Raw genomic sequence first — 23,334 nt, 5'->3', positions numbered from 1 at the left:
AAAAAGAACAATGAAAAGGAATTTTTGAATATCCTCTTAAAAGAAATTTAGTACGATTATTCCACTGATAATCATAATAACAGCGATAATCCTTCTTTGATTAATTAAATATTTCGGCAAGTTAAACAGCCCAAAGTGATCAATTAACAGCCCCATGATAATTTGTCCTAAAATAGCAGCCATCATCGTTAATGTAACACCCAGATAAGGCATTAAACTGATATTTGATGCGATATATGCTGCGCCGAGTGCACCCCCGGCAAAATGCCAAGGCTTTAATTTAAAATCTCCAGAAATACGTGTTAACTTTACTCCTTTATTCACCATCATCGACAGAATAAATAACACAGCGGTTCCTACAATAAATGAAATAAAAGCAGCATAAATAAAGGAATCTACTTCATAACGCAAGGCGCTATTGATTGCTGTCTGCAGCGGCGGCATCATTCCTGTACATATCCCGAACAGTACCCACAAACGGGAATGAGTCTGCGAAACGCCGGGATTTTTTTTCGCATTCATATATACAATTCCGGCAATTAAGAGAAGAACACCAACGATATGCATAAAATGCAACGGCTTTACCTCTGCACCGAACCAGCCAAAGGTATCGATCAAAATACCAATCACCATCTGTCCTGTTACGGTAACAATAACCGTTAATGCTGCACCAATTTTGGGCAGTAAAATAATATTCCCTGTAAGAAAAATTACTCCAAGCACACCGCCGGTAAACCAGACATAAGAAAAGGATTGATCTGCAAAAAATGATACTGTAAATTTGCCAGGGTCTATCATAAGATTAATGAAGAATAAAATAATACTTCCAGATAAAAAGGAATAAAAGGAGGTCGGCAACACCGCTTTGGTAAACAAAGTCAGCCGATTATTTACTGCTGTCTGCAGCGGAATCATCATTCCTGCAATTATTCCCAGAACAATTATTACATACAAAAAAGAAACCTTCCTTCTAAAAACCGTAATGTATTTATTTTAAGCAAATATATAGCAGAAAACAATACACTTGCTCCGTCCCCCCAATCCAAAACCAGGTATTTATTAAAAAAGGCTTGGAACGAATGTTACTATTTTATAAAATCCGCTTATTTCCCAAGCTTTAAATTTGAACATTTTAAGAACTTTCTTTATTTGTGAAGTATTTCACTTGTTTTATTTTCTGAAACCGTTATAATAAAAATAGAGGTTATTGTGAATTTATTCACAATTAATTAAGAGGAGGGTTTTTGTTATGAAAGTAGCAGATGAAATGGTAAAAAGAGTCCCTTGGGATGGTTTCATTGATGGTAACTGGCAGAAAGAAATTGATGTTCGTGATTTTATTTTACAGAATTATCATTTATATGAAGGAAATGAATCCTTCTTAACAGGTGCAACCCAGGCAACCAAAGATCTGTGGAAGCAAGTCATGCAATTGACCAAAGAAGAACGGGAAAATGGCGGCGTATATGATTTAGATACCAAAATTGTATCCACAATCACCTCTCATGGCGCTGGTTATTTAAATAAGCCCTTGGAAAAAATCGTCGGCGTGCAAACAGATGAGCCTTTCAAACGTGCTTTAATGCCATTTGGAGGTATCCGTATGGCCGTAGCTGCTGCAGAATCCTATGGCTACAAAGTAGATGATGACGTTGTCCATACCTTTACAGAACACCGGAAAACGCATAACCAAGGCGTCTTTGATGCCTATACACCCGAAATCTTAAAAGCAAGAAAAGCAGGAATCATCACCGGGCTTCCAGATGCATATGGCCGCGGACGTATTATCGGAGATTACCGCCGTGTTGCCCTGTATGGAGTAGACCGTTTAATTGAAGAAAAGAAAAAAGACCTGCAGCTGATTGGTAACGGAACGATGACGGATGATGTTATCCGCGACCGGGAAGAAACCTCGGAACAGATTCGTTCCTTAATGGATTTGAAAAAGCTCGGAGAAAAATATGAATTTGACATTTCCAAGCCGGCAACAACTGCACAGGAAGCCTTCCAATGGCTCTATTTAGCCTATTTAGCTGCAATTAAAGAGCAAAACGGGGCTGCTATGAGTCTTGGCCGTGTTTCTACATTCTTAGATATTTATATAGAGAGAGATATTGAAAATGGGGTTATGACAGAGGAAGAAGCGCAAGAACTTGTCGATCATTTTGTAATGAAGCTGCGTCTCGTAAAATTCGCAAGAACACCAGATTATAACGAATTATTTAGTGGAGACCCAACTTGGGTAACAGAATCATTGGCAGGAATAGCGGAAGATGGACGTCCGCTTGTAACAAAGAGCTCATATCGTTTTCTGCACACATTAGATAACTTAGGACCGGCGCCAGAGCCAAACTTAACCGTACTTTGGTCTGCCAAACTGCCGGAAAACTATAAAAAATATTGTGCGAAGATGTCCATTAAATCAAGCTCAATTCAATACGAAAACGATGATATCATGCGCCCGACTTACGGAGATGATTATGGAATTGCCTGCTGTGTATCTGCAATGCGCATCGGTAAACAAATGCAGTTCTTCGGTGCACGGGCAAACCTGGCCAAAGCACTTCTATATGCAATCAATGGCGGTGTAGATGAAAATCTAAAAATGCAGGTAGCTCCAAACTATGCACCAATCACCTCAGAATATCTTGATTACGACGAAGTAACGGAGAAATATGATAACCTCCTAGATTGGTTATCTGGTTTATATGTCAACGCATTAAACATTATCCATTATATGCATGATAAATACAGCTATGAGCGTCTGGAAATGGCGCTGCATGACCGGGAAGTATTACGGACCATGGCTTGCGGTGTAGCAGGACTATCCGTGATTGTCGATTCCTTAAGCGCCATTAAATATGCGAAGGTAAAAACGATTCGTGATGAAGACGGACTTGTCGTTGATTATGAAATAGAAGGCGACTATCCAAAATACGGCAATAACGATGATCGCGCAGATGAGATTGCTGTGAATCTCGTAAAAGACTTTATGAATAAAATTAAGAAACATCATATGTATCGCAATGCTACACCAACACAGTCTATCCTGACGATTACTTCCAATGTGGTTTACGGGAAGAAAACAGGAAATACACCAGATGGACGAAAAGCTGGAGAACCTTTTGCACCAGGAGCAAACCCATTACACGGACGCGATAAAAATGGCTCATTAGCTTCTTTAAGCTCCGTTGCTAAATTGCCATATAAATACGCACTGGATGGTATCTCTAACACCTTCTCCATCGTACCAAAAGCGTTAGGAAAAGATGAAGAAACAAGAAAAACAAACTTAGCCGGTATCCTCGATGGCTACGCAGCAAAAAAAGGACATCACCTAAACATCAATGTCTTTGACCGGGAAACCTTATTAGATGCAATGGAGCATCCGGAAGAATACCCGCAGCTGACCATCCGCGTCTCTGGATACGCAGTAAACTTTATTAAGCTGACAAGAGAACAGCAAATCGATGTCATTAACCGGACCTTCCATGAAAGCTTGTAAGGCCATTCTGTAAGAAGTGAATATCAAGCGCTCATTAAACAACTTGAGCGCTTGATGCTGAATTATTTTCAGCATATGAAGTGAGGGGGAAAAGTATCATGAAAGAAGGAAGAATTCATTCAATTGAAACGTGTGGAACTGTAGACGGACCTGGATTACGCTATGTTATCTTTACCCAAGGCTGTTTATTACGCTGTCAATTTTGTCATAATCCGGATACGTGGAACATGGGGGCAGGAAAGAAAATGTCTGTACAAGAGCTGGTGAAGGATATTAAGGGCTATCTCCCATTCTTCCAATCTACCAATGGAGGAGTGACTGTCAGCGGCGGGGAGCCTTTACTTCAGGTTGAATTTTTACTGGAATTGTTCACCGAACTGAAAAAATTAGGAGTACACATAACCATTGATACTTCTGCCGGATGCTTTAACCGCTCTCCTCACTTTATAAAAAATTTAGATAAAGTACTGGAATTAACTGATTTGGTTTTACTTGATTTAAAGCATATCAACGCTGCAGCGCATAAAGAGCTCACCGGTCTGTCCAATGAACATATTCTCGACATGGCCCGCTATTTAGACGAGAAGAAAGTGCCTGTCTGGGTCCGTCATGTACTTGTTCCCGGCGGCAGCGATAACGATGCACATTTACAGCAGCTCTCCAATTTTATTGCAACGTTAAATAATGTCGAAAAAATAGAAGTGCTGCCGTATCATAAATTAGGTGTCTATAAATGGGAAAATCTTGGTTTGGACTATCCGCTGGAAGGTGTAGAACCACCGACAGAGGAACGGGTGAAAAACGCCGAAGATATTTTGAATCGGGTGAAAGTGATATAGCGATAAGGAATCCATTGCTGTATCCTGCCCTTTATATAGATGAGATGGATGGAGCCGCTTCTTTTTAGGAGCGGCTCCATCCATTATTATCGTCTAAAAAAACATCAATAATTGTCTTCTTTATAAAAAAACGACACCCTTCGGAAATCTTGTCATAAAACAAACAAGAAATCGAAAAATGACGTCTGCCAGTTTATATAATTTTCAAGGAGAAACCATGCCCAGTAATGTAACTGGAAAACATCAACCTCTGTATAACAAAACATTACGCCCCCGGCAGGATTCGAACCTGCGGCACATGGTTTAGGAAACCAATGCTCTATCCCCTGAGCTACGGGGGCTTTAGACATAATCAAGCAATGAAAATCGCCGAATTATGCTTCATTATCCGCTCATCCAAAAATAAACGAACAATCGTATTATACTAAACCTTATCTATTTTGGGAAGCATCGTGTTTCACTTTATTTTTTCCCTGCCTTCTGCAATCTCGTCCGATAAGGAATCGACAGGACGTGAAGAATCATCAGCAAACAGCCCATGAGAATAATTTCTACAGAAGACAGCCTTAGCAGAAAGGCCAGCCCTAACAGAATAGGAATGGCTAATAAAGGGAGCCAGCCGCCTTTTTTACTTGCATTATAATAATTTTCTTTGCCGCAGTGCGGACAAATCATTTTAATCTTAAATACCTGCTTAAAGGTCTGTCCATAACTCCATCTTTTCCCGCAATAACTGCAGTCCGGTGTATGCATCTGCTTTCCCTCTTCTCTTTTTTAAAGTGCGTGTAAATAATTAGTTCTGAGCATTCGTAATCTCGATAGACCGGTTTCGTGCACCATCGACACATGCTTTGATTATCTTATCAAATTCATTCGCCATTAACTGGTTTAAACCAGCCTCTGTGGTTCCTGCCGGGCTGGTAATATTAACACGGAGCTGTTCCGGGTCTGCGCTGGATGTCTCCAGCATTTTTCCTGCGCCGATTACTGTCTGAGTTAATAACTCTAATGCCGTATCCCGGTCCAATCCTGCTTCGATTGCTGCTTTTTCCATTGCTTCCACCATATAATAGAAAAATGCCGGTCCGCTTCCTGCAATCGCCGTAATCGTATGCATCTGCTCCTCATCGACAATTTTTGTCGTACCCACTGTCTGGAATAGTTCCTCAGCAAAGTAAAGCTGACCGAGTTCGACATTGGTTCCCTTTGAAATAGCAGTAGCTGATTGGCCTATCAATGCAGATGTATTCGGCATGGTTCGAATAACAGGAATACCTTCTCCCAGCGTTTTTTCCATCTGTTCGATAGATAACCCTGCAATCACTGAAATAACCATGTGACGCGGCTGTATATAACTTTTTAGCCAATCCAAATAATCCTTCGCATCCTTAGGCTTCATCGCTAAAATAATAATATCTGCTTTCTCGATCATTTCTTCTTTATCCAGGTCGCATGTCACCCCATACTTTTCAGCAATCAGATCTAACCTTGCTTGATCACTGCGATTCGTCACCAGCACCTGTTCTTTTGTAACGACATTGGTCCTTGTAATACCTGCAATAATCGCCTCTGCTAAATTCCCTGCTCCAAAAAATGCAATTGTTTTTTCCATATATTTTCCTCCTGTGTGTTTCTTCTTTCCTTTGATATTTTATTTCACTGATACCTCAGAGCAATAAAAAAACTGATTATACATCCTTTGTAAAGGACGAAATCAGTATTATTCCGCGGTACCACCTTTGTTGATAAAAGTTATCCACTCACATTGATAATGCAGTTTACTGCAGTCAGCATACACTAACCTACTCCCGGATAGGTTCATCAAGGCATTTACAGAAATCTTACAGCCGCCGGATTTCCTCTCTTTGGTAAATACACATCGATTACTGGCCCGTTCACCGTATTTCTTTATTGAATTGTACTATAAGGCCTTGCCATACTTTTGTCAAGACTGCACCCATCAGAATGGATTGCAGCGTCTTTTTATCTGCGATTCAAAACAAATTTTGCTATACTTATATTGTACATGAATGTAAGCCAGAAAGGAATTTTATCAATGGATGAATCAAAACAGATACATCAGTTAACCGCTGTACGAAAAGAACTGACACGTTTCATGCTCAGCTATAAATTTGGACTGGATGAAATCAATACCAAGCTGAATATCCTTCAGGAAGAATTTGAGCATATTCATGATTATAATCCGATTGAACATTTAAAATCACGTATAAAAACACCTGAAAGTATTTTACGAAAATGCCAGCGAAAAAATATTTCGATCACGCAAAAATCTATCAAGGATCATATCAAGGATATTGCAGGAATCCGGATTGTCTGCTCCTTTATATCCGATATTTATAAAATCAGCGAAATGATCCAAGGTCAGCAGGATATCAAAGTCATTGAAACAAAAGACTATATTAAGCATCCAAAACCAAATGGATATAAAAGCCTGCATCTGATTTTATCCATTCCTGTCTTTTTCTCTGACCGTCAGGAAGAGGTATTTATCGAAATTCAAATCCGTACCGTTGCGATGGATTTCTGGGCGAGCTTAGAGCATAAAATTTATTATAAATACGATGGGGAAGTACCGGCACATCTGGTGGAAGAATTAACAACCAGTGCAAATATCGCAAATCAACTGGATGAAAAGATGGAGTTTCTTCATACGGAAATCAATGAAGCAAAAGAGGACAAACATGCAGAGAGCAAGCTTAACTTTCTGCCCCTTGATAACAAACGTTTCCCGCTGCCAAAGCAGTTATTAGAATCGTTGATGGAGCGAAGAGATAGAGAGTAAACATATAAAAGTATTAGAAAACCCGCAGCTCGAAAGCTGCGGGCTTTTATCTCCAATTTTTTACGGTTGTTTTAAATGGAGGAGGTAGAGGGATTCGAACCCCCGCGCGGTTTGACCCGCCTCTCGGTTTTCAAGACCGACCCCTTCAGCCAGACTTGGGTATACCTCCATGAAATAACGCTAATTTGCTCATTTCCTTGCGAACAAAATATACTATATCATCCTCAAAGATGACTTGTCAATATTTTTCACCAAAAATAAGAGGCCTCCAAAGATGGAGAACCTCTTACTTAATCATTACTTGCCAATCACTTCAATACCGCCCATATACGGACGCAATACTTCCGGAATTACTACACTTCCATCTTCCTGCTGGCAATTCTCTAAAATAGCCGCTACAGTACGTCCTAACGCAAGACCAGAACCGTTTAACGTATGGACAAATTCCGGTTTTCCATTTGCTTCGCGGCGGAAACGAATTCCGGCACGGCGCGCTTGGAAATCCTCAAAATTAGAGCAAGAAGAAATTTCACGATACGTATGCTGGCTTGGAATCCATACTTCGATATCGTATTTTTTCGCTGCTGTAAAACCTAAATCACCTGTACACATGCTCATCACACGATAAGGGAGTTCTAACAGCCGCAATACTTTTTCCGCTTCCCCTGTCAATCTTTCTAATGTTTCATAAGAATCTTCCGGTTTCACAAAATTCACAAGCTCCACTTTGTTAAATTGATGCTGGCGAATCAAACCGCGTGTGTCTCTTCCGGCAGAGCCTGCTTCAGAGCGGAAGCTGGCACTGAATGCGACATATTTTTTCGGCAATGCCTCTCCTGTTAAAATCTCATCACGGTGATAATTGGTTACAGGCACTTCCGCAGTCGGTACCAGAAAATAATCCCAGTCCTCCAGTTTAAACGCATCCTCTTCAAATTTCGGAAGCTGTCCTGTCCCTGTCATGCTCATGCGATTCACAATGTACGGCGGGAGCATTTCCTGATAGTCGTGCTTATCCGCATGCAGATCCATCATGAAGTTTAATAATGCGCGCTCCAGTCTCGCTCCTAATCCTTTATAGAAAACAAAACGGCTTCCCGTTACCTTTGCTGCACGTTCAAAGTCCAAAATATCTAAATTTGTCGCAACATCCCAGTGCGGCTGTGCTTCAAATGAAAATTCCGGCACCTCTCCCCATTTACGTGCTTCTACATTATCATCCTCATCTTCACCAACGGGCACGCTCTCATGCGGCAGATTGGGGATAGAAAGCATGATATGCTCCAGGGTTTCTTCAATTTCTTTTAATTCTTTATCATATTTAGAAATTTGATCTCCAACTTCGCGCATAGAAGCAATGGCTTCTTCCGCATCCTTTTTCTCGCGCTTTAAAACAGAAATCTCCTTAGATACTTCATTACGCTTTGCCTTCAGCTTTTCTGTCTCTGCAATTAATTCCCGTCTTCTTACATCGAGCTCGCCAAATTTGTCTAAATCGCCAAGGTCTTCTCCGCGGTGTGCTAATCTTTGCTTCACTTCATCAAAGTTATTTCGTACATATTTCATATCTAACATACTGATTACCTCCTATATTTTTAATGTCTTTAAAACCATAAAAAAACTCCCATCCCTTGTGTAGAAAGGGACGAGAGTATATTTCCCGCGTTGCCACCCTAGTTAAAGAATCTATACAGACAGATTCTTCCGGCTTTATATACGAATAACGTCGTATCTCCGTGCTTACTTACGTGACTAGCTCACTTCGATAAGCATGCTCCAGGATGGATTCACTGTATTCTAACGCTAATTTGCACCAGATATTAGCTCTCTATAGATAGAATCAAACAGCTACTGCTTCCTATCAACGCTTTATTATTTCAATGAATGATTGTATATCATCATAAGCTATTTCCAATCAGGTTGCAAGACTTCCTGCAAAAATTAGCTGAAAAGTCCCTTCACCCAATTAAATGCACCCTGGAACATGTTTACAAAGAAATCACCGATGGATTGTAACGTAAGCATAAACCAATTTGCTTTTTCAACGGAATCCATTGCAACTAAATCATAGCTTTCCTGACTTGCTTCATCCGAAATATATCCAAAATCTTCTTCTTCTCCATCATAGACAACGGTAACTGTTCCGATAACTTCATCTGCTTCTACTGGAGCTTCTAGCTCTCCATTATCATTCAATCTGTCGTCATCAATTGTATATTCTAAATGATACAAATCTTCCTCACCAGATTTGATGGGAACATGAATCCCTTCATTGATGCCAATATTTACTTCTTTTTCTTTTCCTCTTGCAACAGGAGCTGTTTCATTACCTTCTTCTTGATATCCTGCCGGGAATAATTCTTGTGTTTCAAATTGATCAAAACCATAATCAAACAGCTTTGCAGTCTCATTAAAACGGGCATCTTCACTGTCTGTTTTCATAACCACACTGATAAGACGTCGTCCATCACGTTCTGCTGTTCCTGTGAAAGCATAACCGGCAACCGTTGTAAAACCAGTTTTTAAACCATCTACACCTTCATAGTAATGCTGCTGTAAATAATCTGCATCATGATCCAGCATGTAATTCCAGTTACGGATCTCCTGATCATCAAATTCCGTATTTGGCACACTGGAAATCTCTAATGCTTCCGGATAATCATTAACTAATGCAGAGCCTAAAATTGCTGCTGAGCGGGCCGATAATAAGTTTGTATCGTTAGGGCTTGTTCCTTCTGGATAATTATCCCCCAGACTCTCATTATCTAATCCGCTGGAATTAACAAATTTATATTCCGGCATTCCCAGCTCTTCTGCCTTTGCATTCATCATTTCAACAAATTCACTTTCTGAACCTGCAATTAACTCCGCAAGTGCAATTGTTGTCGCATTATCTGAGTTGATTGCCATTGCTTTATATAAATCTTCTACTGTGTAATCTTGCTGTTGCCTTAATCCAACTCCTGAAAAATCATCATTGCTGGATATTTCATATGCATAATCACTAATTTGTGTTGTTGTATCCCAGGAAATATCTCCGTTTTCAACTGCTTCCCAAACGAGATATTCTGTCATTATTTTCGTCATGCTAGCAGGAGGCAATGCCACATCCGGGTCCTTTGCAAATAATACTTTCCCCGTTTCTGCATCCACTAAAATAGCCGATTCCGCTTCTATATCTAATCCATCTGCATACACAGACATGGATGGTGTAACAAAAGATGTTAAAACAAGCGCTGCTGCAACCACCAAAAGAAACAATTTTTTCATAGACTTTCTCACATTTCCGTACCTCCGTTTAATAATATAGCCATCAACATACGTTCTATGTATTCTGCTGAGCACGCTTCACATTTTACCATAAAAATTCATAAAAAAATAGATGGAGCAACATCCTCCATCTATTTTTTTTACGACCGTATGACACAAATTTGTCATCAACTAAATTACTTGAGCATCCTCTTTTTTACTGCATAAAATAGTTCGGTGCTTCTTTCGTAATCTGTACATCATGCGGATGGCTTTCCTTCAATCCAGCCCCTGTAATCCGGATAAAACGAGAATCATTTCTTAAGCTCTCCAGATTTTTTGTTCCGCAATATCCCATGCCGGAGCGTAAACCGCCTGCCAGCTGATGGAAGGTATCTCCCAACGAGCCTTTATACGCAATACGTCCTTCAATGCCTTCTGGAACAAGCTTTTTATTCTCTGATTCACTTTGGAAATAACGGTCTTTGGAGCCTGCTTGCATTGCTCCGACAGAACCCATGCCGCGATATACTTTATATTGACGTCCTTGGAAAATTTCTGTTTCTCCAGGGCTTTCCTTTGTTCCGGCAAAAATACTTCCCAGCATCACAGCATGTGCACCTGATGCCAAGGCCTTCACAATATCGCCGGAGTATTTGATTCCGCCGTCTGCAATAACGGGTACGCCATATTCTTTTGCTGCTGTTGCGCAGTCATAAACTGCTGTGATTTGCGGTACACCGACCCCTGCTACTACTCTTGTGGTACAGATGGACCCCGGTCCAATACCTACTTTGACAACAGAAGCTCCTGCTTCAATTAAAGCTCTTGTCCCATCCTCTGTGGCAACATTTCCTGCAATAATTGTCAAATCAGGGTAAGTTTCGCGAATGTGTTTTAATTGATCGAGAACACCTTTAGAATGGCCATGTGCGGTGTCGATCACAATGGCATCAACACCGACATCCACTAATTTTTCAATCCGCTTCATCGCGTCGCCTGTCACACCGACTGCAGCTGCTGCAATCAACCGTCCTTGTGCATCCTTTGCTGCATTTGGGAATTCAATGACCTTTTCAATATCTTTAATCGTAATTAACCCTTTAAGAATTCCCTGATTATCAACAAGAGGCAGTTTTTCAATTTTATATTTCTGCAGAAGCTTCTCTGCTTCATCCAGTGTTGTTCCCACTGGCGCTGTCACTAATTCCTCTGTGGTCATCACTTCCGAAATCAAAATGGAATAATCTTCAATAAAACGTAAATCACGATTGGTTAAAATACCGACGAGCTTTTGTTCCTCAATATTATTTACAATGGGAACTCCTGAAATGCGGTATTTTCCCATTAAATGTTCCGCATCATAAACCTGATGCTCCGGAGTTAAGAAGAATGGGTTCGTGATTACGCCGCTTTCTGAGCGTTTCACACGGTCTACTTCCTCTGCCTGCTGTTCAATAGACATATTCTTATGAATGACTCCAAACCCGCCTTGACGTGCCATCGCAATTGCCATTTCTGCTTCTGTTACAGTATCCATTCCAGCACTGATAAATGGGGATTTCAATTTTAAATTTGATGTTAAATCAACACTCAGATCCACCTGGTTTGGTAAAACATCTGATTCTGCCGGAACAAGCAATACATCATCAAATGTCAAACCTTCTTTTGCAAATTTGTCTTCTCTCATTGCTAGCTCATCCTCCAATCATTGAATTCGCAACCCCAATTCACTTTATTTACGGGTATTATACAGTTTTCAAGGTATATCCTTATCAAATATCGGAGAAACTGCTTAAAAAATACCAACCTTTGTGAAAGTAGCAGCAAATATCTATTTTTACTTACATTACGCTTTTTTTCATGCTTTTTCAAGCACCCTACATATAGAAAAAATAGAGGATAGATTCAAAATATTTAAATAGTTATGGAGCTGTAGAAATGATGCATGTTGAAGATTTATATCCATTTTTAACCACTCAGGAAAATGCACAAAATTACCTGAAGAAAAGTTACTCATTTCTTCGTGAAGCTCAGGCAAAAAGCTATCAAAACAGCTCTGCTTTTATCCATTATATCCATAATGGAACATGCTTTATAGAATCAAGCAGGCAAAGCAATGTGCTGGTTCAGCCTGTTCTGTCTTTTTATGGAATGACACATCTTTTAAAAGGTTGGCTGCTGTCAAAGCGCCCTGATTATCCGGAAACAACAGCTGTTCTTGCGCATGGACTGACTGCCCGGAAAAGAAAACGCAAGGATTATCGATTTATTGAGGATGAGGTCAAATTACAGCAAAAGGGGTTATTTCCATATGTAAGCCGCCATTTATTTTCTCTCTATCCCTTTCCATTAGAACGTGTTTCGATGCGCCTGTTATTAGCTTCTATTCCAGAATTAAGCAATATTTGGCAGCTTTATCAGGAAGATACGATGATTATTATTGGAAATAAAAACAGTAAGCTGCTTCGTTTTCCCAATCGGATTTTAGATGGGTTTTATTTAAAAGAAGATACCTTTGTCGAGCGTATTCGGGCATTTTTGCCTCCTATCGAGGATATACAGCAAAAAAAGGAGGAATTACAGCTTTATCTGACAGAACCCGTTACAGATTGGAATGGTCCGTTTCGTTATCACTTGCATAATGAGTTTATTTATTTTCCAGCGAATCGGGCCAACTATTTTCCTTATTCTGAAATCCTGGTACATTATCTGCTGTTATTTAATTTGAGCATGATTTGCCGTTATGAAACAGAATGGTGGGGCGAGCTGATACAAATGAAAGCAGACCGGGAATATCCGCTTATCCAACAATTTTTAACCATCACCCAGCAAAAAACACCAGCGCTTATCGGCCAGCATTTACTACAGAATTTCAAAGAATGAAGCTATTTAAGTAGAAACAAAAACAACAGGCGAGTTATGATGACTCATAGCTCGCCTGTTGTTTTATATCATCTTTCCACATTTCATTGTTTTGTCTATTCCTCGTTATTATCGTCTGCACCATCATTTACATCGCTATTTTCCTCAGATGCTTCGATTTCCTCTGCAACTTCCTCTTCTTCTTTCTCAATCCGTGCTACTGTTGCAACTTCTTCGTCATCCTGCAGACGAATCAAGTGTACCCCTTTGGTATTTCTTCCAGTTTGTGAAATATCGGATACTTGCATTCGGATCAGCACGCCGCCGGCAGTAATAACCATTAAGTCTTCGTCGCCCTGGATGGCTTTTACATCGACTACATGTCCTGTTTTTTCATCCAGCTTACACGTAAATACACCTTTACCGCCACGATTGATACGGCGATATTCATCTTCTGGTGTCTGCTTTCCAAATCCTTTGCTGGTTACATGAAGAATTTTAGAACCTTCATCCATAATTTCCATAGAAACGACTTCATCATCCTCACGCAGAGAAATGCCTTTTACTCCTGCTGCGGTTCTGCCCATTGGACGCATTTGTTCTTCTTCAAAACGAATCAGATAGCCATTTTTCGTAGCAATCATAATTTCTTTTTCGCCATCTGTCATGCGGACAGAAATCAGCTCATCCTCTTCCCGAAGATTTACAGCAATCAGGCCGCCTTTACGGATGTTTTTGAATTTTTCAAGGGATGTACGTTTTGCAACCCCATGCTTCGTTGTAAAGAATAAGAAGTGATCTTCATCAAACTCAGATACAGAGATAACAGCGTTCACCCATTCTCCTTTTTCTACTTGAAGCAGGTTAATAATCGGAATCCCTTTAGCCGTCCGGCTGAACTCCGGTACTTCGTAACCCTTTGTTTTATATACCTTCCCTTTATTCGTAAAGAAAAGAACTGTATCATGTGTTGATGTGGATACAAGGTGTTCTACAAAGTCATCCTCATTGGTTCCCATGCCCTGGATACCTCGTCCGCCGCGGCGCTGCGTACGGTAAGTAGAAGCAGGCAAGCGTTTAATATAGCCCTGGTGGGTCAATGTAATAACGATATTCTCTTCCGGAATCAAATCTTCATCTTCAAAGAAGCCCGCTCCGCCGGCAACGATTTCTGTACGGCGTTCATCACGGAACTTCTCTTTGATTTCCGTCAGCTCTTCACGAATGATTTCCAATACTTTCTCTTCATCCGCTAAAATAGCTTTTAATTCAGCAATCAATGCCTGCAGCTCTTTGTATTCTTCTTCAATTTTTTCGCGTTCTAATCCTGTTAAACGCTGCAAACGCATATCAAGAATAGCTTGGGCTTGTTTCTCGGATAACTCGTAACGTTCCATTAAGCCTTCTCTTGCAATATCTGCTGTTTTTGAATTACGGATTAAAGAAATAACCTCATCCAAATGATCGAGTGCAACACGCAAGCCTTCTAAAATATGTGCGCGTGCTTCTGCTTTATTTAATTCAAAAGCTGTACGACGCTTGATAATTACTTTTTGGTGGTCTAAATAATGCATCAGACATTGCTTGACATTTAAGACATGCGGGCGTCCATCCACCAGTGCAAGCATATTGATACCAAATGTCGTTTGCAGGGACGTATGCTTATATAAATTATTCAAAACCACATTCGCATTTGCATCTCTTCTAAGCTCCATAACAACCCGCATGCCATTACGGTCTGATTCGTCACGAAGATCGGTAATGCCATCAATTTTCTTATCACGGACCAGCTCGGCTATTTTTTCAATCAGCTTGGCTTTGTTTACCTGATAAGGAAGCTCTGTCACAATAATGGTTTCTTTGTCATTTTTGCCTTGCTCAATATTGATTTTTGCCCGGATGGTAATGGATCCTTTTCCTGTTTCATACGCTTTGCGGATACCGCTTCTGCCTAAGATTTGCCCTGCAGTAGGGAAATCTGGTCCAGGAAGATATTTTTCCATAATTTCATCGACAGTTAAATCAGGGTCTTTACTGATTGCCAGGACAGCATCAATTGTCTCTCCAAGATGATGCGGCGGAATATTGGTGGCCATACCAACCGCAATCCCGGAAGTTCCATTGACAAGTAAATTCGGAAAACGTGCCGGAAATACAACCGGCTCGCGTTCGGCTCCGTCATAGTTATCCTGATAATCAATCGTGTCTTTATTAATGTCGCGAAGCAGCTCCATGGAAATCTTAGACATACGTGCTTCTGTATAACGCATCGCTGCTGCTGAATCGCCATCGACCGAACCAAAGTTACCGTGTCCATCGACAAGCATATATCGGTAACTGAAATCCTGTGCCATTCTTACCATCGTTTCATAAACAGCTGAGTCACCGTGCGGATGGTACTTACCAATAACCTCTCCGACGATACGTGCTGATTTTTTAAATGCTTTGTCAGAGTGCATTCCTAAATCATTCATTGCGTAAAGGATACGGCGATGTACGGGCTTCATTCCGTCGCGAACATCTGGCAATGCTCTTGCCACAATAACGCTCATTGCATAATCCAAGAAGGATGTGCGCATCTCTTTACTTATATTTATTTCCTGGACACTCGGACGATTTTCCTCTGCCATAGTCTAATAACCTCCCAATCACCATTGTGTTAGTGATTCCTTGAATCTTTCATTATCAGTTGAATTGCATTTCAATATGCATAAAATATAAACAGCTCAAGTAGCAGCCGCTACAGAAATACACTACGCTTTCCTGTGGGCTTGCGCTCAGCCTCCTCGAAAAAGAAGACCGCTTTTTCTGCGGGGTCTTCCCACTGGGACTGCGATTACTCGCCCCACCGAAGACCACTGCGCTTTCCCACGGGAGTCTCCGTGTATTTCTTCCGCTAGTTATAGTGTATAATCACCATTCAATCTTGTTATAAAAAACGCAAGCATGTAATTTAATCGTTTTAATTATATCTGACAAGAAAGGGATAGAAGTATTTCTATCCGCTTTGTTGTCTTTATTAAAAGGATGTGATACTTAAATATCTAAGTTTTGTACGTATTGGGCATTTTCTTCGATAAAGTTGCGTCGTGGTTCTACTTTATCGCCCATCAGCATATCGAAAACCTGGTCTGCGTCGATTGCGTCGCTGAGTTCAACCTGCAGCAGTGTACGGGATTCTGGGTTCATTGTGGTATCCCATAGCTGATCTGCATTCATTTCTCCTAACCCTTTATAACGCTGAATACCTGGTTTTGGTGCTTTTGGAATCTCTTCCAGAAGCGCGTCCAGTCCTTTATCAGAATAAACATAGTGAACAGACTTTCCTTGTTTGATCTGATAAAGCGGCGGCTGGGCAATATAAATATACCCATGCTCAATCAACGGACGCATATATCGGTAGAAAAAGGTTAATAATAACGTTCTGATGTGAGCTCCATCTACATCGGCATCTGTCATAATGACTACTTTGTGGTAGCGTGCCTTTGTAATATCAAACTCTTCGCCGATACCGGTTCCTAATGCCGTAATCATAGCTCGTACTTCATTATTTGATAAAATTCGATCTAAGCGCGCTTTTTCGACATTCAGGATTTTCCCGCGCAATGGCAGGATAGCCTGGTAATGACGGTCTCTTCCTGATTTTGCAGAACCGCCGGCAGAGTCACCCTCTACGATATACAGTTCACTCAAAGAGGCATCTTTAGAAGAACAATCAGCAAGCTTGCCCGGCAGACTTGTTACATCCAATGCACTTTTACGACGGGTCAGCTCTCTTGCTTTTTTCGCTGCCAGGCGTGCTCTGGACGCCATAAGTCCTTTATCCACAACGATTTTGGCAATTGTCGGGTTTTCATAAAGGAATTTAGAGAAAGACTCTGAAAATACACCATCCGTAATAGCACGGACTTCACTATTACCCAGCTTTGTTTTTGTCTGCCCTTCAAATTGCGGGTCTGGATGCTTCACAGAAACAATCGCTGTCAGCCCTTCCCGGACATCCTCTCCAGACAGATTGGCTTCACTATCTTTCAATAAGCTGTTCTTTTTCGCATAATCGTTGATAGCACGTGTCAAACCGGAACGGAAACCAACTTCATGTGTACCGCCCTCATACGTATGGATATTATTCGCAAATGAATATAAACTGGTTGCAAAACCATCGTTATACTGAATAGCAATCTCCACGGCTATTCCCTGGTCTTCGCCTTCTGCAAAGAAAGGTTCATGCAATACTTCTTTATTTTTATTAATGAATTCAACATAAGAGCTGATTCCGCCCTCATAGTAGTAAGATGCCGGCTCTTTTCCAGATCGTTTATCTTCAATCGAGATACGCAATCCTTTGTTTAAAAAGGCAAGCTCTCTCAGACGCTGTTCTAATGTTTCATAGTTATATTCGGTAGTTTCTGTGAAAATTTCCGGATCCGGTATAAAGTGTGTTGTTGTTCCAGTAATATCCGTATCACCAATAATCTCAATCTCTCCATCAGGAATTCCTTTATGAAAAGAAAGATAGTGAATTTTCCCATCAAGGTGGACGGTCACCTCTAATTTACTGGAAAGAGCATTTACAACAGATGCACCTACACCATGAAGTCCGCCGGAAACCTTATATCCGCCGCCGCCGAATTTACCGCCGGCATGAAGGACTGTCATAATTACTTCCAGCGCTGGACGGCCTGTTTTCTTTTGAATACCGACAGGAATCCCCCGGCCGTTATCTTTTACAGTAATACTGTTATCTTCTTCGATAATGACTTCGATATGATCACAATAACCTGCCAGTGCTTCATCGATACTGTTATCCACTATCTCCCAGACAAGGTGATGTAATCCTTTTTCACTGGTGGAGCCAATATACATTCCCGGTCTTTTTCGAACTGCCTCAAGACCTTCAAGTACTTGTATCTGATCAGCATCATAGGCTTGGTTTTCTGTCATTTTGTCTTCCATCGACATCTTCTCACACTCATTTCTATATGAATTACAATCCATCCATTTGTATATATTAAAAAGAGAAGGCTCTGCATATTCCTGAGCAGAAATCTCTTGATTTTGTTATCTCAGGCTTACTCTTCATAATAATCCTCTAAATTACTGATTGTGGTTAAAATACCTGACCGTTTTCTTAAGGTAGTTACAGATAAAGAACTGAAAAAAATATGATCTGCAGTAACCATAATGGATTTGGCCTTTTTTTCAGGACCGGAAACTTTTTTTTGCTGCTTCCATTCCTGTATCATTTGATACATTCCTGATGCATTGGTATATAAATCGTAATCAATAATCGCAACGATTTCCCGAGACCGGATAACATTGTCATTGCCAATGTGAATGAACACGATCAATCGCTTCCTTTCTTCATTAAACCAGACTTTTTTCCATCCTCAGGGTTATATTTTGTATAAAGAATAAACGCTCTTAGGTGCCAAAAAATACAATACCCTGGAAACTTTTTGTACATCCTCTTCTTACAGATGGAGATTATGACTCTTCTTTATTGGTCGCAACTCCCTGATGAACATAAAATAACTCAGCATTTTTTAGCGTTTCGTGGTGAATCCCGTCTACATTCGTGGTGGACACAAACGTCTGCACTTTTCCCTGAATGGTATTTAATAAATGCGACTGGCGATAATCATCCAGTTCACTTAACACGTCATCCAGTAAAAGAATAGGATATTCGCCGACTTCCTGATAAATCAATTCAATCTCAGCCAGTTTAATCGACAATGCGGTTGTCCGCTGCTGTCCCTGAGAACCATATGTTTGTACATCTTTGCCATTTACTAAGAAGATAAGGTCATCCCGGTGCGGACCAATCAGCGTGGTGCCGCGTTCTATTTCTTTTTCACGGACATCCTTGAAGGAATCTTGGTAGATAGTAGTTATTTTCTCCTTATCTGCCTCTTCTGATACCTTTATTGTCGCGTCATATTGAATTTCTAAGTTTTCTAGATTGCGGCTGATGCCTTCATGAATCGGTCCTGCCCATTTTCTTAACAAATCAAGATAGACAAATCTTCTCTCCAACAAAAAAGAAGCATGCTCAACCAGTTGGTCTGTTAATACATCCAACATCGTTTCATCAGCAGAGCTCCTGCGCTGCAGCTGCTTTAATAAATGGTTTCTTTGCTTTAGTATTTTTTGATATTGAGATAAATGGTATATATAGGTTGGCTGGATTTGGCCTAACTCCATATCCATAAAACGCCGGCGAATCTGCGGAGCACCTTTTACAATGGTTAAATCCTCCGGTGCAAACATAACCACATTAACCGCACCAATATAGTCACTTAACCGGTGCTGCTCCAAATGATTTACTTTTGCTTTTTTTCCTTTGGATGAAATGGAGATTTGCAGGGGAATCGATTGATTTCTTTTTGTAATCCTGCCCTCTATTGTAGCATAATCTGAATCCCAGCGTATGAGCTCTTTTTCCCGCATTGTCCGATGAGAACGGGTAAAAGAGAGCACATAAATAGCTTCCATCAGATTCGTTTTCCCTTGAGCATTCTCACCAATGATGACATTTACTTTATCATCAAATGTAATATCCAATGTTTCATAGTTGCGGTAATTGGTTAATTTTAACTGTTCAATATGCATGTTTTAATCCTCTTTAAGAATGATAAATGATCCTACCTCATCAATTTCAAGGACATCTTCGGGATATAATTTTCTTCCGCGGCGATGTTCACGTTCCCCATTTACCACAGCACCTATATCTTGAAGATATGCTTTGACCATTCCGCCAGAATCTAAAAAGTTAATCAGCTTGATGCATTGCCCAAGCGTAATGTATTCCGTATCTATTTTTATCTGTTCATGCATGGATATCACCAAATACTTTCTATTTGTTTTATCTGCCTTTATTTTGTCCAAAGACAAATACGATTATTTTTTCCTCTATTATCTATTTTACTAAAGATTGATTAAAAAAGGAAGAATAGGCCTCAAATAATTACAAAAAGATGCATTACAGAGCTTTTAAGACATTTTTAATGGGGGAATTCTTATTTTCCTAATCTCTTCTTAGAGCGCGTTTTCTGTTGTTTTTTAAAAGGGGTTGTCAAAAAAATGCGGTTTTCTTTCTCATTATCGATTCTGATCCAAAAGAAAAAGCTCTTTCTTCCACAAAAGAGCTTTTAAATGATCAGGTATAACTTTTACTTATTATCCAGTTAGAATGCTTTTTTAACGCGTAATGCGTAAAAAATTAATAGGTTCTTACCGGTAAAATAAGCTGCAGGATGGAATCATTTTCTACCGGGCAAATGATAAATGGACGCATTGCTCCAGTAAATTCTATCACTACTTCATCATATTCAATCGCTTTTAGCGCATCGATCATATATTTTGAACTGAAGGATATCTTTAAATTCTCTCCGTTAATCTGATCAGCTGTGACTTCTTCTTCAACATTTCCGATTTCTGGAGAGTTACTTGAAATCTGGATAACCCCGTCATCATTGCTGGTAAATTTAACAACATTATTTCTTTCTTCTTTTGCTAATAAAGAAGCACGTTCGATTGATCTTAACAACGGTGTTGTTTTTATTTGGATCGTTGTTTTACTGTGATCCGGAATCAATCTCGATGTTTCTGGATAATTCCCGTCCAGTAATCGGGATAAGAAATTTAAATGCTTCGTACGGAAAAGAATTTGGTTATTCGTTACACTGATTTCTACCGTTTCCTCTGAATCATTTAAAATTTTATAGAGTTCATTGAGACTTTTTCCAGGAACAACAACCTGCTCTATCGAGACATTCGTTCCTGTTACTGGAACTTCTCTTTTGGCCAGTCGGTGGCTGTCGGTGGCTGTAAATACAAGTTTTTGATCCTCCAGCTTGATATTTACTCCGGTTAAAATTGGTCTGGTTTCCATCGTAGACACAGCAAAAACAGTCTGTTTGATCATACTTTTTAATAAGTCAATCGGCATTTCAAAGCTATTTTCTGTTTCTACTTGCGGAAGGTGCGGATATTCATCGGCACTCTGTCCATTTAAATTAAATTCTGATTTTCCGGAAGTAATTTTGACATTAAACTGCTCATCAACAACTATATCTACTTGTGCTTCCGGGAGCTTGCGGACAATTTCAGGAAAATATTTAGCCTGCAATACAATGGTTCCATCTTCTATATTTTCAACATATACTTTATCTTCATCTTCTGCAGGAATATAAGATTCAATAGAAATATCTGAATCACTTCCGGTTAATGTCACTCCGTGTTGTCTCACTTCTATCTTCATTCCAGTCAATATTGGAATAACTGTTCTGGAAGAGATTGCTTTCATAACATCCTGCACACTGGCAATCAGTTTATCTCTTTGTATTGTAAAACGCATGTTTATATCCTCCTCAGGTTTTAAGAAAAGTTTTACAGCAACGATTTCTTAAATTCTTTTCAAAATCAATAAAAAAGGGTTCTATATATTTATTAATTATAATATAAAACCAGTAATAACAGTAATAAGTGTTGTGGTTACTGTGGATAAGTGAAATTAGCGTGAAAACATCAAAGTTTTCCACATGTGCATAACCTGTTCATAAGTGATTCGCTTTTTTCACAGCATACACAGCTGCTTCCTTCTGCATAATTAAAAAGCAGGAGGACAACAAAGGCAATCCTGTTTCTATTTAGGTTTGCCTTTGTTGTGTTTTCACTATAGATGGATGCTCAAAAACTCCAATAAAAACGCATTTTTTGAACATGTATTATAAGGATTTAAGTTTTTCTTTTAATTCTTCAATATCCCGATCGAGCTCTGTATCTGTTTCAAGCAGCTTCGAAATTTTTTCATGGGCGTGAATGACGGTCGTATGATCTCTTCCGCCAAATTCCTGGCCAATTTTAGGCAGGGAAGAATCCGTAAGTTCCCGTGACAAATACATTGCAATCTGTCTCGGAAAGGCAATCGATTTGGTACGTTTTTTAGCAGGAAAATCTTCCAGACGGATATGATACCGGTCTGCGACCACCTCTTGAATCGCAGGAATGGTAATTTCTTTTGGTTTATTACTTGGAATAATATCCTTTAATGCGTTTGCTGCCAACGATGCGTCAATGTCTTGATTGACTAAAGAAGAATAGGCAACAACACGTATCAGCGCACCCTCCAGCTCCCGGATATTTGTATTGATTTGATTAGCAATATAGAGCATAACCTCATTTGGAATATCTAAACCTTCTGCTTTTGCCTTTTTATTTAAAATAGCAATTCTTGTTTCTAAATCAGGAGGTGTGATATCGGTAATCAGACCCCATTCAAAGCGTGAACGCAAACGATCCTCTAATGTAGGAATTTCTTTTGGCGGCCGGTCACTGGAAATAATAATTTGCTTGCTTTCTTCATGCAGCGCATTAAATGTATGGAAAAATTCTTCCTGGGTGGATTCTTTTCCAGCAATAAATTGAATATCATCAATAAGAAGGACATCAATATTGCGATATTTATTACGGAAATGATTTGATTTATTATCCATAATGGCGTTGATAAATTCATTCGTAAATTTTTCAGAAGTCAGGTAAACCACTTTCGCATCTTTATTATGTTCTCTTACATAATGACCAATTGCATGCATTAAATGTGTTTTTCCTAAACCGACGCCGCCATAAATAAATAAGGGATTGTACGCTTTAGCAGGAGCTTCCGCTACAGCTAGCGATGCTGCGTGTGCAAAGCGATTTCCGGCGCCGATAACAAATGTATCAAATGTATATTTATCATTAAGCATTGACTTGGGGGAATCCGTTGTTTTTGCATCGATATTCGGTTTTGGCATGGGTTTTTGATCGGACGGCTCTTCCACAGAATCAGGAATAATAAATTTTGCATTCAGACTTGTCCCAGTGGTTTTTTCCAATGTTTGCGTAATTAGATCCGTATACTGTGTCTCCAGCCAGTCCTTTGTAAATTCATTTGGAGCAGAGATAACCAATGTATTTTTTTCTAAGTGAAGGGCTTTTGTATTCTTCAGCCAGGTGTCAAAGCTTGGCTTACTTAATTTCTCTTTAATAATGTCCAATGTGGCATCCCAAAGTTCTTCAATATTTTCCAA

At 39.8% G+C, this 23,334-nt stretch carries 17 protein-coding genes, 2 tRNA genes and 2 other annotated features; of the genes, 4 read left to right on the top strand and 15 right to left on the bottom strand.

Translation table 11 applies throughout. The annotated features are described in order from the left end of the window. Window positions 1-36 precede the first annotated feature (36 nt). On the bottom strand, window positions 37-954 hold the full coding sequence (locus tag MKY65_RS00095; RefSeq protein WP_339181252.1) for a DMT family transporter: 918 nt from the start codon (window positions 952-954) through the stop codon (window positions 37-39). Window positions 955-1,249: 295 nt separating this feature from the next. Between MKY65_RS00095 and pflB the strand changes: the two genes are divergently transcribed. Both pflB and pflA read left to right on the top strand, forming a co-directional pair. Then, on the top strand, window positions 1,250-3,505 hold the full coding sequence (gene pflB / locus MKY65_RS00090) for a formate C-acetyltransferase (RefSeq protein ID WP_339181250.1): 2,256 nt from the start codon (window positions 1,250-1,252) through the stop codon (window positions 3,503-3,505). Between the two features lie 98 nt (window positions 3,506-3,603). Continuing rightward, a complete protein-coding gene (pflA, locus tag MKY65_RS00085) occupies window positions 3,604-4,344 on the top strand; it encodes a pyruvate formate-lyase-activating protein (RefSeq protein ID WP_339181247.1) in 741 nt (246 codons plus the stop codon). A gap of 268 nt (window positions 4,345-4,612) precedes the next feature. On the opposite strand, the gene MKY65_RS00080 is transcribed toward pflA, so the two are convergent. The 3 genes from MKY65_RS00080 to proC form a co-directional block, all read right to left on the bottom strand. After that, a tRNA-Arg gene (locus tag MKY65_RS00080) sits at window positions 4,613-4,685 on the bottom strand. 121 nt (window positions 4,686-4,806) lie between these two features. Beyond that, the gene (locus tag MKY65_RS00075) at window positions 4,807-5,097 is read right to left on the bottom strand and encodes a TIGR04104 family putative zinc finger protein (protein ID WP_193063781.1); all 291 of its coding nucleotides are present in this window, start codon (window positions 5,095-5,097) and stop codon (window positions 4,807-4,809) included. A gap of 40 nt (window positions 5,098-5,137) precedes the next feature. After that, window positions 5,138-5,956, bottom strand: coding sequence for a pyrroline-5-carboxylate reductase (gene proC, locus MKY65_RS00070; protein WP_339181243.1), 819 nt, complete (start codon window positions 5,954-5,956; stop codon window positions 5,138-5,140). 89 nt (window positions 5,957-6,045) lie between these two features. Continuing rightward, window positions 6,046-6,252, bottom strand: a binding site (T-box leader). A 148-nt stretch (window positions 6,253-6,400) separates the two neighbouring features. Here proC and MKY65_RS00065 point away from each other — a divergent pair. Continuing rightward, entirely contained in the window at window positions 6,401-7,147 is a 747-nt protein-coding gene (locus tag MKY65_RS00065; RefSeq protein WP_339181241.1) for a GTP pyrophosphokinase family protein, read from the top strand. 76 nt (window positions 7,148-7,223) lie between these two features. Here MKY65_RS00065 and MKY65_RS00060 read toward each other — a convergent pair. From MKY65_RS00060 to guaB, 4 genes are all read right to left on the bottom strand, one after another. Then, window positions 7,224-7,316 (bottom strand) — tRNA-Ser (locus MKY65_RS00060). Window positions 7,317-7,444: 128 nt separating this feature from the next. Beyond that, window positions 7,445-8,722, bottom strand: a complete 1,278-nt coding sequence (gene serS, locus MKY65_RS00055; protein WP_339181239.1) for a serine--tRNA ligase — start codon at window positions 8,720-8,722, stop codon at window positions 7,445-7,447. A gap of 63 nt (window positions 8,723-8,785) precedes the next feature. Further along, window positions 8,786-9,021, bottom strand: a binding site (T-box leader). A 67-nt stretch (window positions 9,022-9,088) separates the two neighbouring features. Next, window positions 9,089-10,429, bottom strand: a complete 1,341-nt coding sequence (locus MKY65_RS00050; RefSeq protein ID WP_339181236.1) for a D-alanyl-D-alanine carboxypeptidase family protein — start codon at window positions 10,427-10,429, stop codon at window positions 9,089-9,091. A 184-nt stretch (window positions 10,430-10,613) separates the two neighbouring features. Then, window positions 10,614-12,086, bottom strand: a complete 1,473-nt coding sequence (gene guaB, locus MKY65_RS00045; RefSeq protein WP_339181233.1) for an IMP dehydrogenase — start codon at window positions 12,084-12,086, stop codon at window positions 10,614-10,616. A 251-nt stretch (window positions 12,087-12,337) separates the two neighbouring features. Between guaB and MKY65_RS00040 the strand changes: the two genes are divergently transcribed. Then, window positions 12,338-13,282: a YaaC family protein gene (locus MKY65_RS00040; protein ID WP_339181231.1), complete on the top strand. Its 945-nt coding sequence runs from the start codon at window positions 12,338-12,340 to the stop codon at window positions 13,280-13,282. 95 nt (window positions 13,283-13,377) lie between these two features. On the opposite strand, the gene gyrA is transcribed toward MKY65_RS00040, so the two are convergent. The 7 genes from gyrA to dnaA all read right to left on the bottom strand — a co-directional run bounded on the left by gyrA (window position 13,378) and on the right by dnaA (window position 23,334). After that, window positions 13,378-15,891 (bottom strand): DNA gyrase subunit A, encoded by a 2,514-nt coding sequence (gene gyrA, locus MKY65_RS00035; RefSeq protein ID WP_339181229.1) that lies wholly within the window; start codon window positions 15,889-15,891, stop codon window positions 13,378-13,380. A gap of 406 nt (window positions 15,892-16,297) precedes the next feature. Then, window positions 16,298-18,205 carry a DNA topoisomerase (ATP-hydrolyzing) subunit B gene (gene gyrB / locus MKY65_RS00030; protein WP_339185357.1) on the bottom strand — a complete coding sequence of 636 codons (1,908 nt, stop codon included), beginning with the start codon at window positions 18,203-18,205 and terminating at the stop codon, window positions 16,298-16,300. A gap of 128 nt (window positions 18,206-18,333) precedes the next feature. After that, entirely contained in the window at window positions 18,334-18,606 is a 273-nt protein-coding gene (locus tag MKY65_RS00025) for a DUF370 domain-containing protein (RefSeq protein WP_339181227.1), read from the bottom strand. A gap of 142 nt (window positions 18,607-18,748) precedes the next feature. After that, on the bottom strand, window positions 18,749-19,873 hold the full coding sequence (recF, locus tag MKY65_RS00020) for a DNA replication/repair protein RecF (RefSeq protein ID WP_339181225.1): 1,125 nt from the start codon (window positions 19,871-19,873) through the stop codon (window positions 18,749-18,751). Between the two features lie 3 nt (window positions 19,874-19,876). Beyond that, a complete protein-coding gene (gene yaaA / locus MKY65_RS00015) occupies window positions 19,877-20,098 on the bottom strand; it encodes a S4 domain-containing protein YaaA (protein WP_339181223.1) in 222 nt (73 codons plus the stop codon). A 385-nt stretch (window positions 20,099-20,483) separates the two neighbouring features. Continuing rightward, on the bottom strand, window positions 20,484-21,620 hold the full coding sequence (gene dnaN / locus MKY65_RS00010) for a DNA polymerase III subunit beta (protein ID WP_339181221.1): 1,137 nt from the start codon (window positions 21,618-21,620) through the stop codon (window positions 20,484-20,486). Window positions 21,621-21,990: 370 nt separating this feature from the next. Beyond that, entirely contained in the window at window positions 21,991-23,334 is a 1,344-nt protein-coding gene (dnaA, locus tag MKY65_RS00005; protein WP_042528650.1) for a chromosomal replication initiator protein DnaA, read from the bottom strand.

Source organism: Oceanobacillus sp. FSL W7-1293 (assembly GCF_037969815.1).
Taxonomy (GTDB): Bacteria; Bacillota; Bacilli; order Bacillales; family Amphibacillaceae; genus Oceanobacillus; species Oceanobacillus oncorhynchi.
Note: the sequence above shows the minus strand (reverse complement) of the source record. Positions and strands in the feature narration are given on the sequence as shown.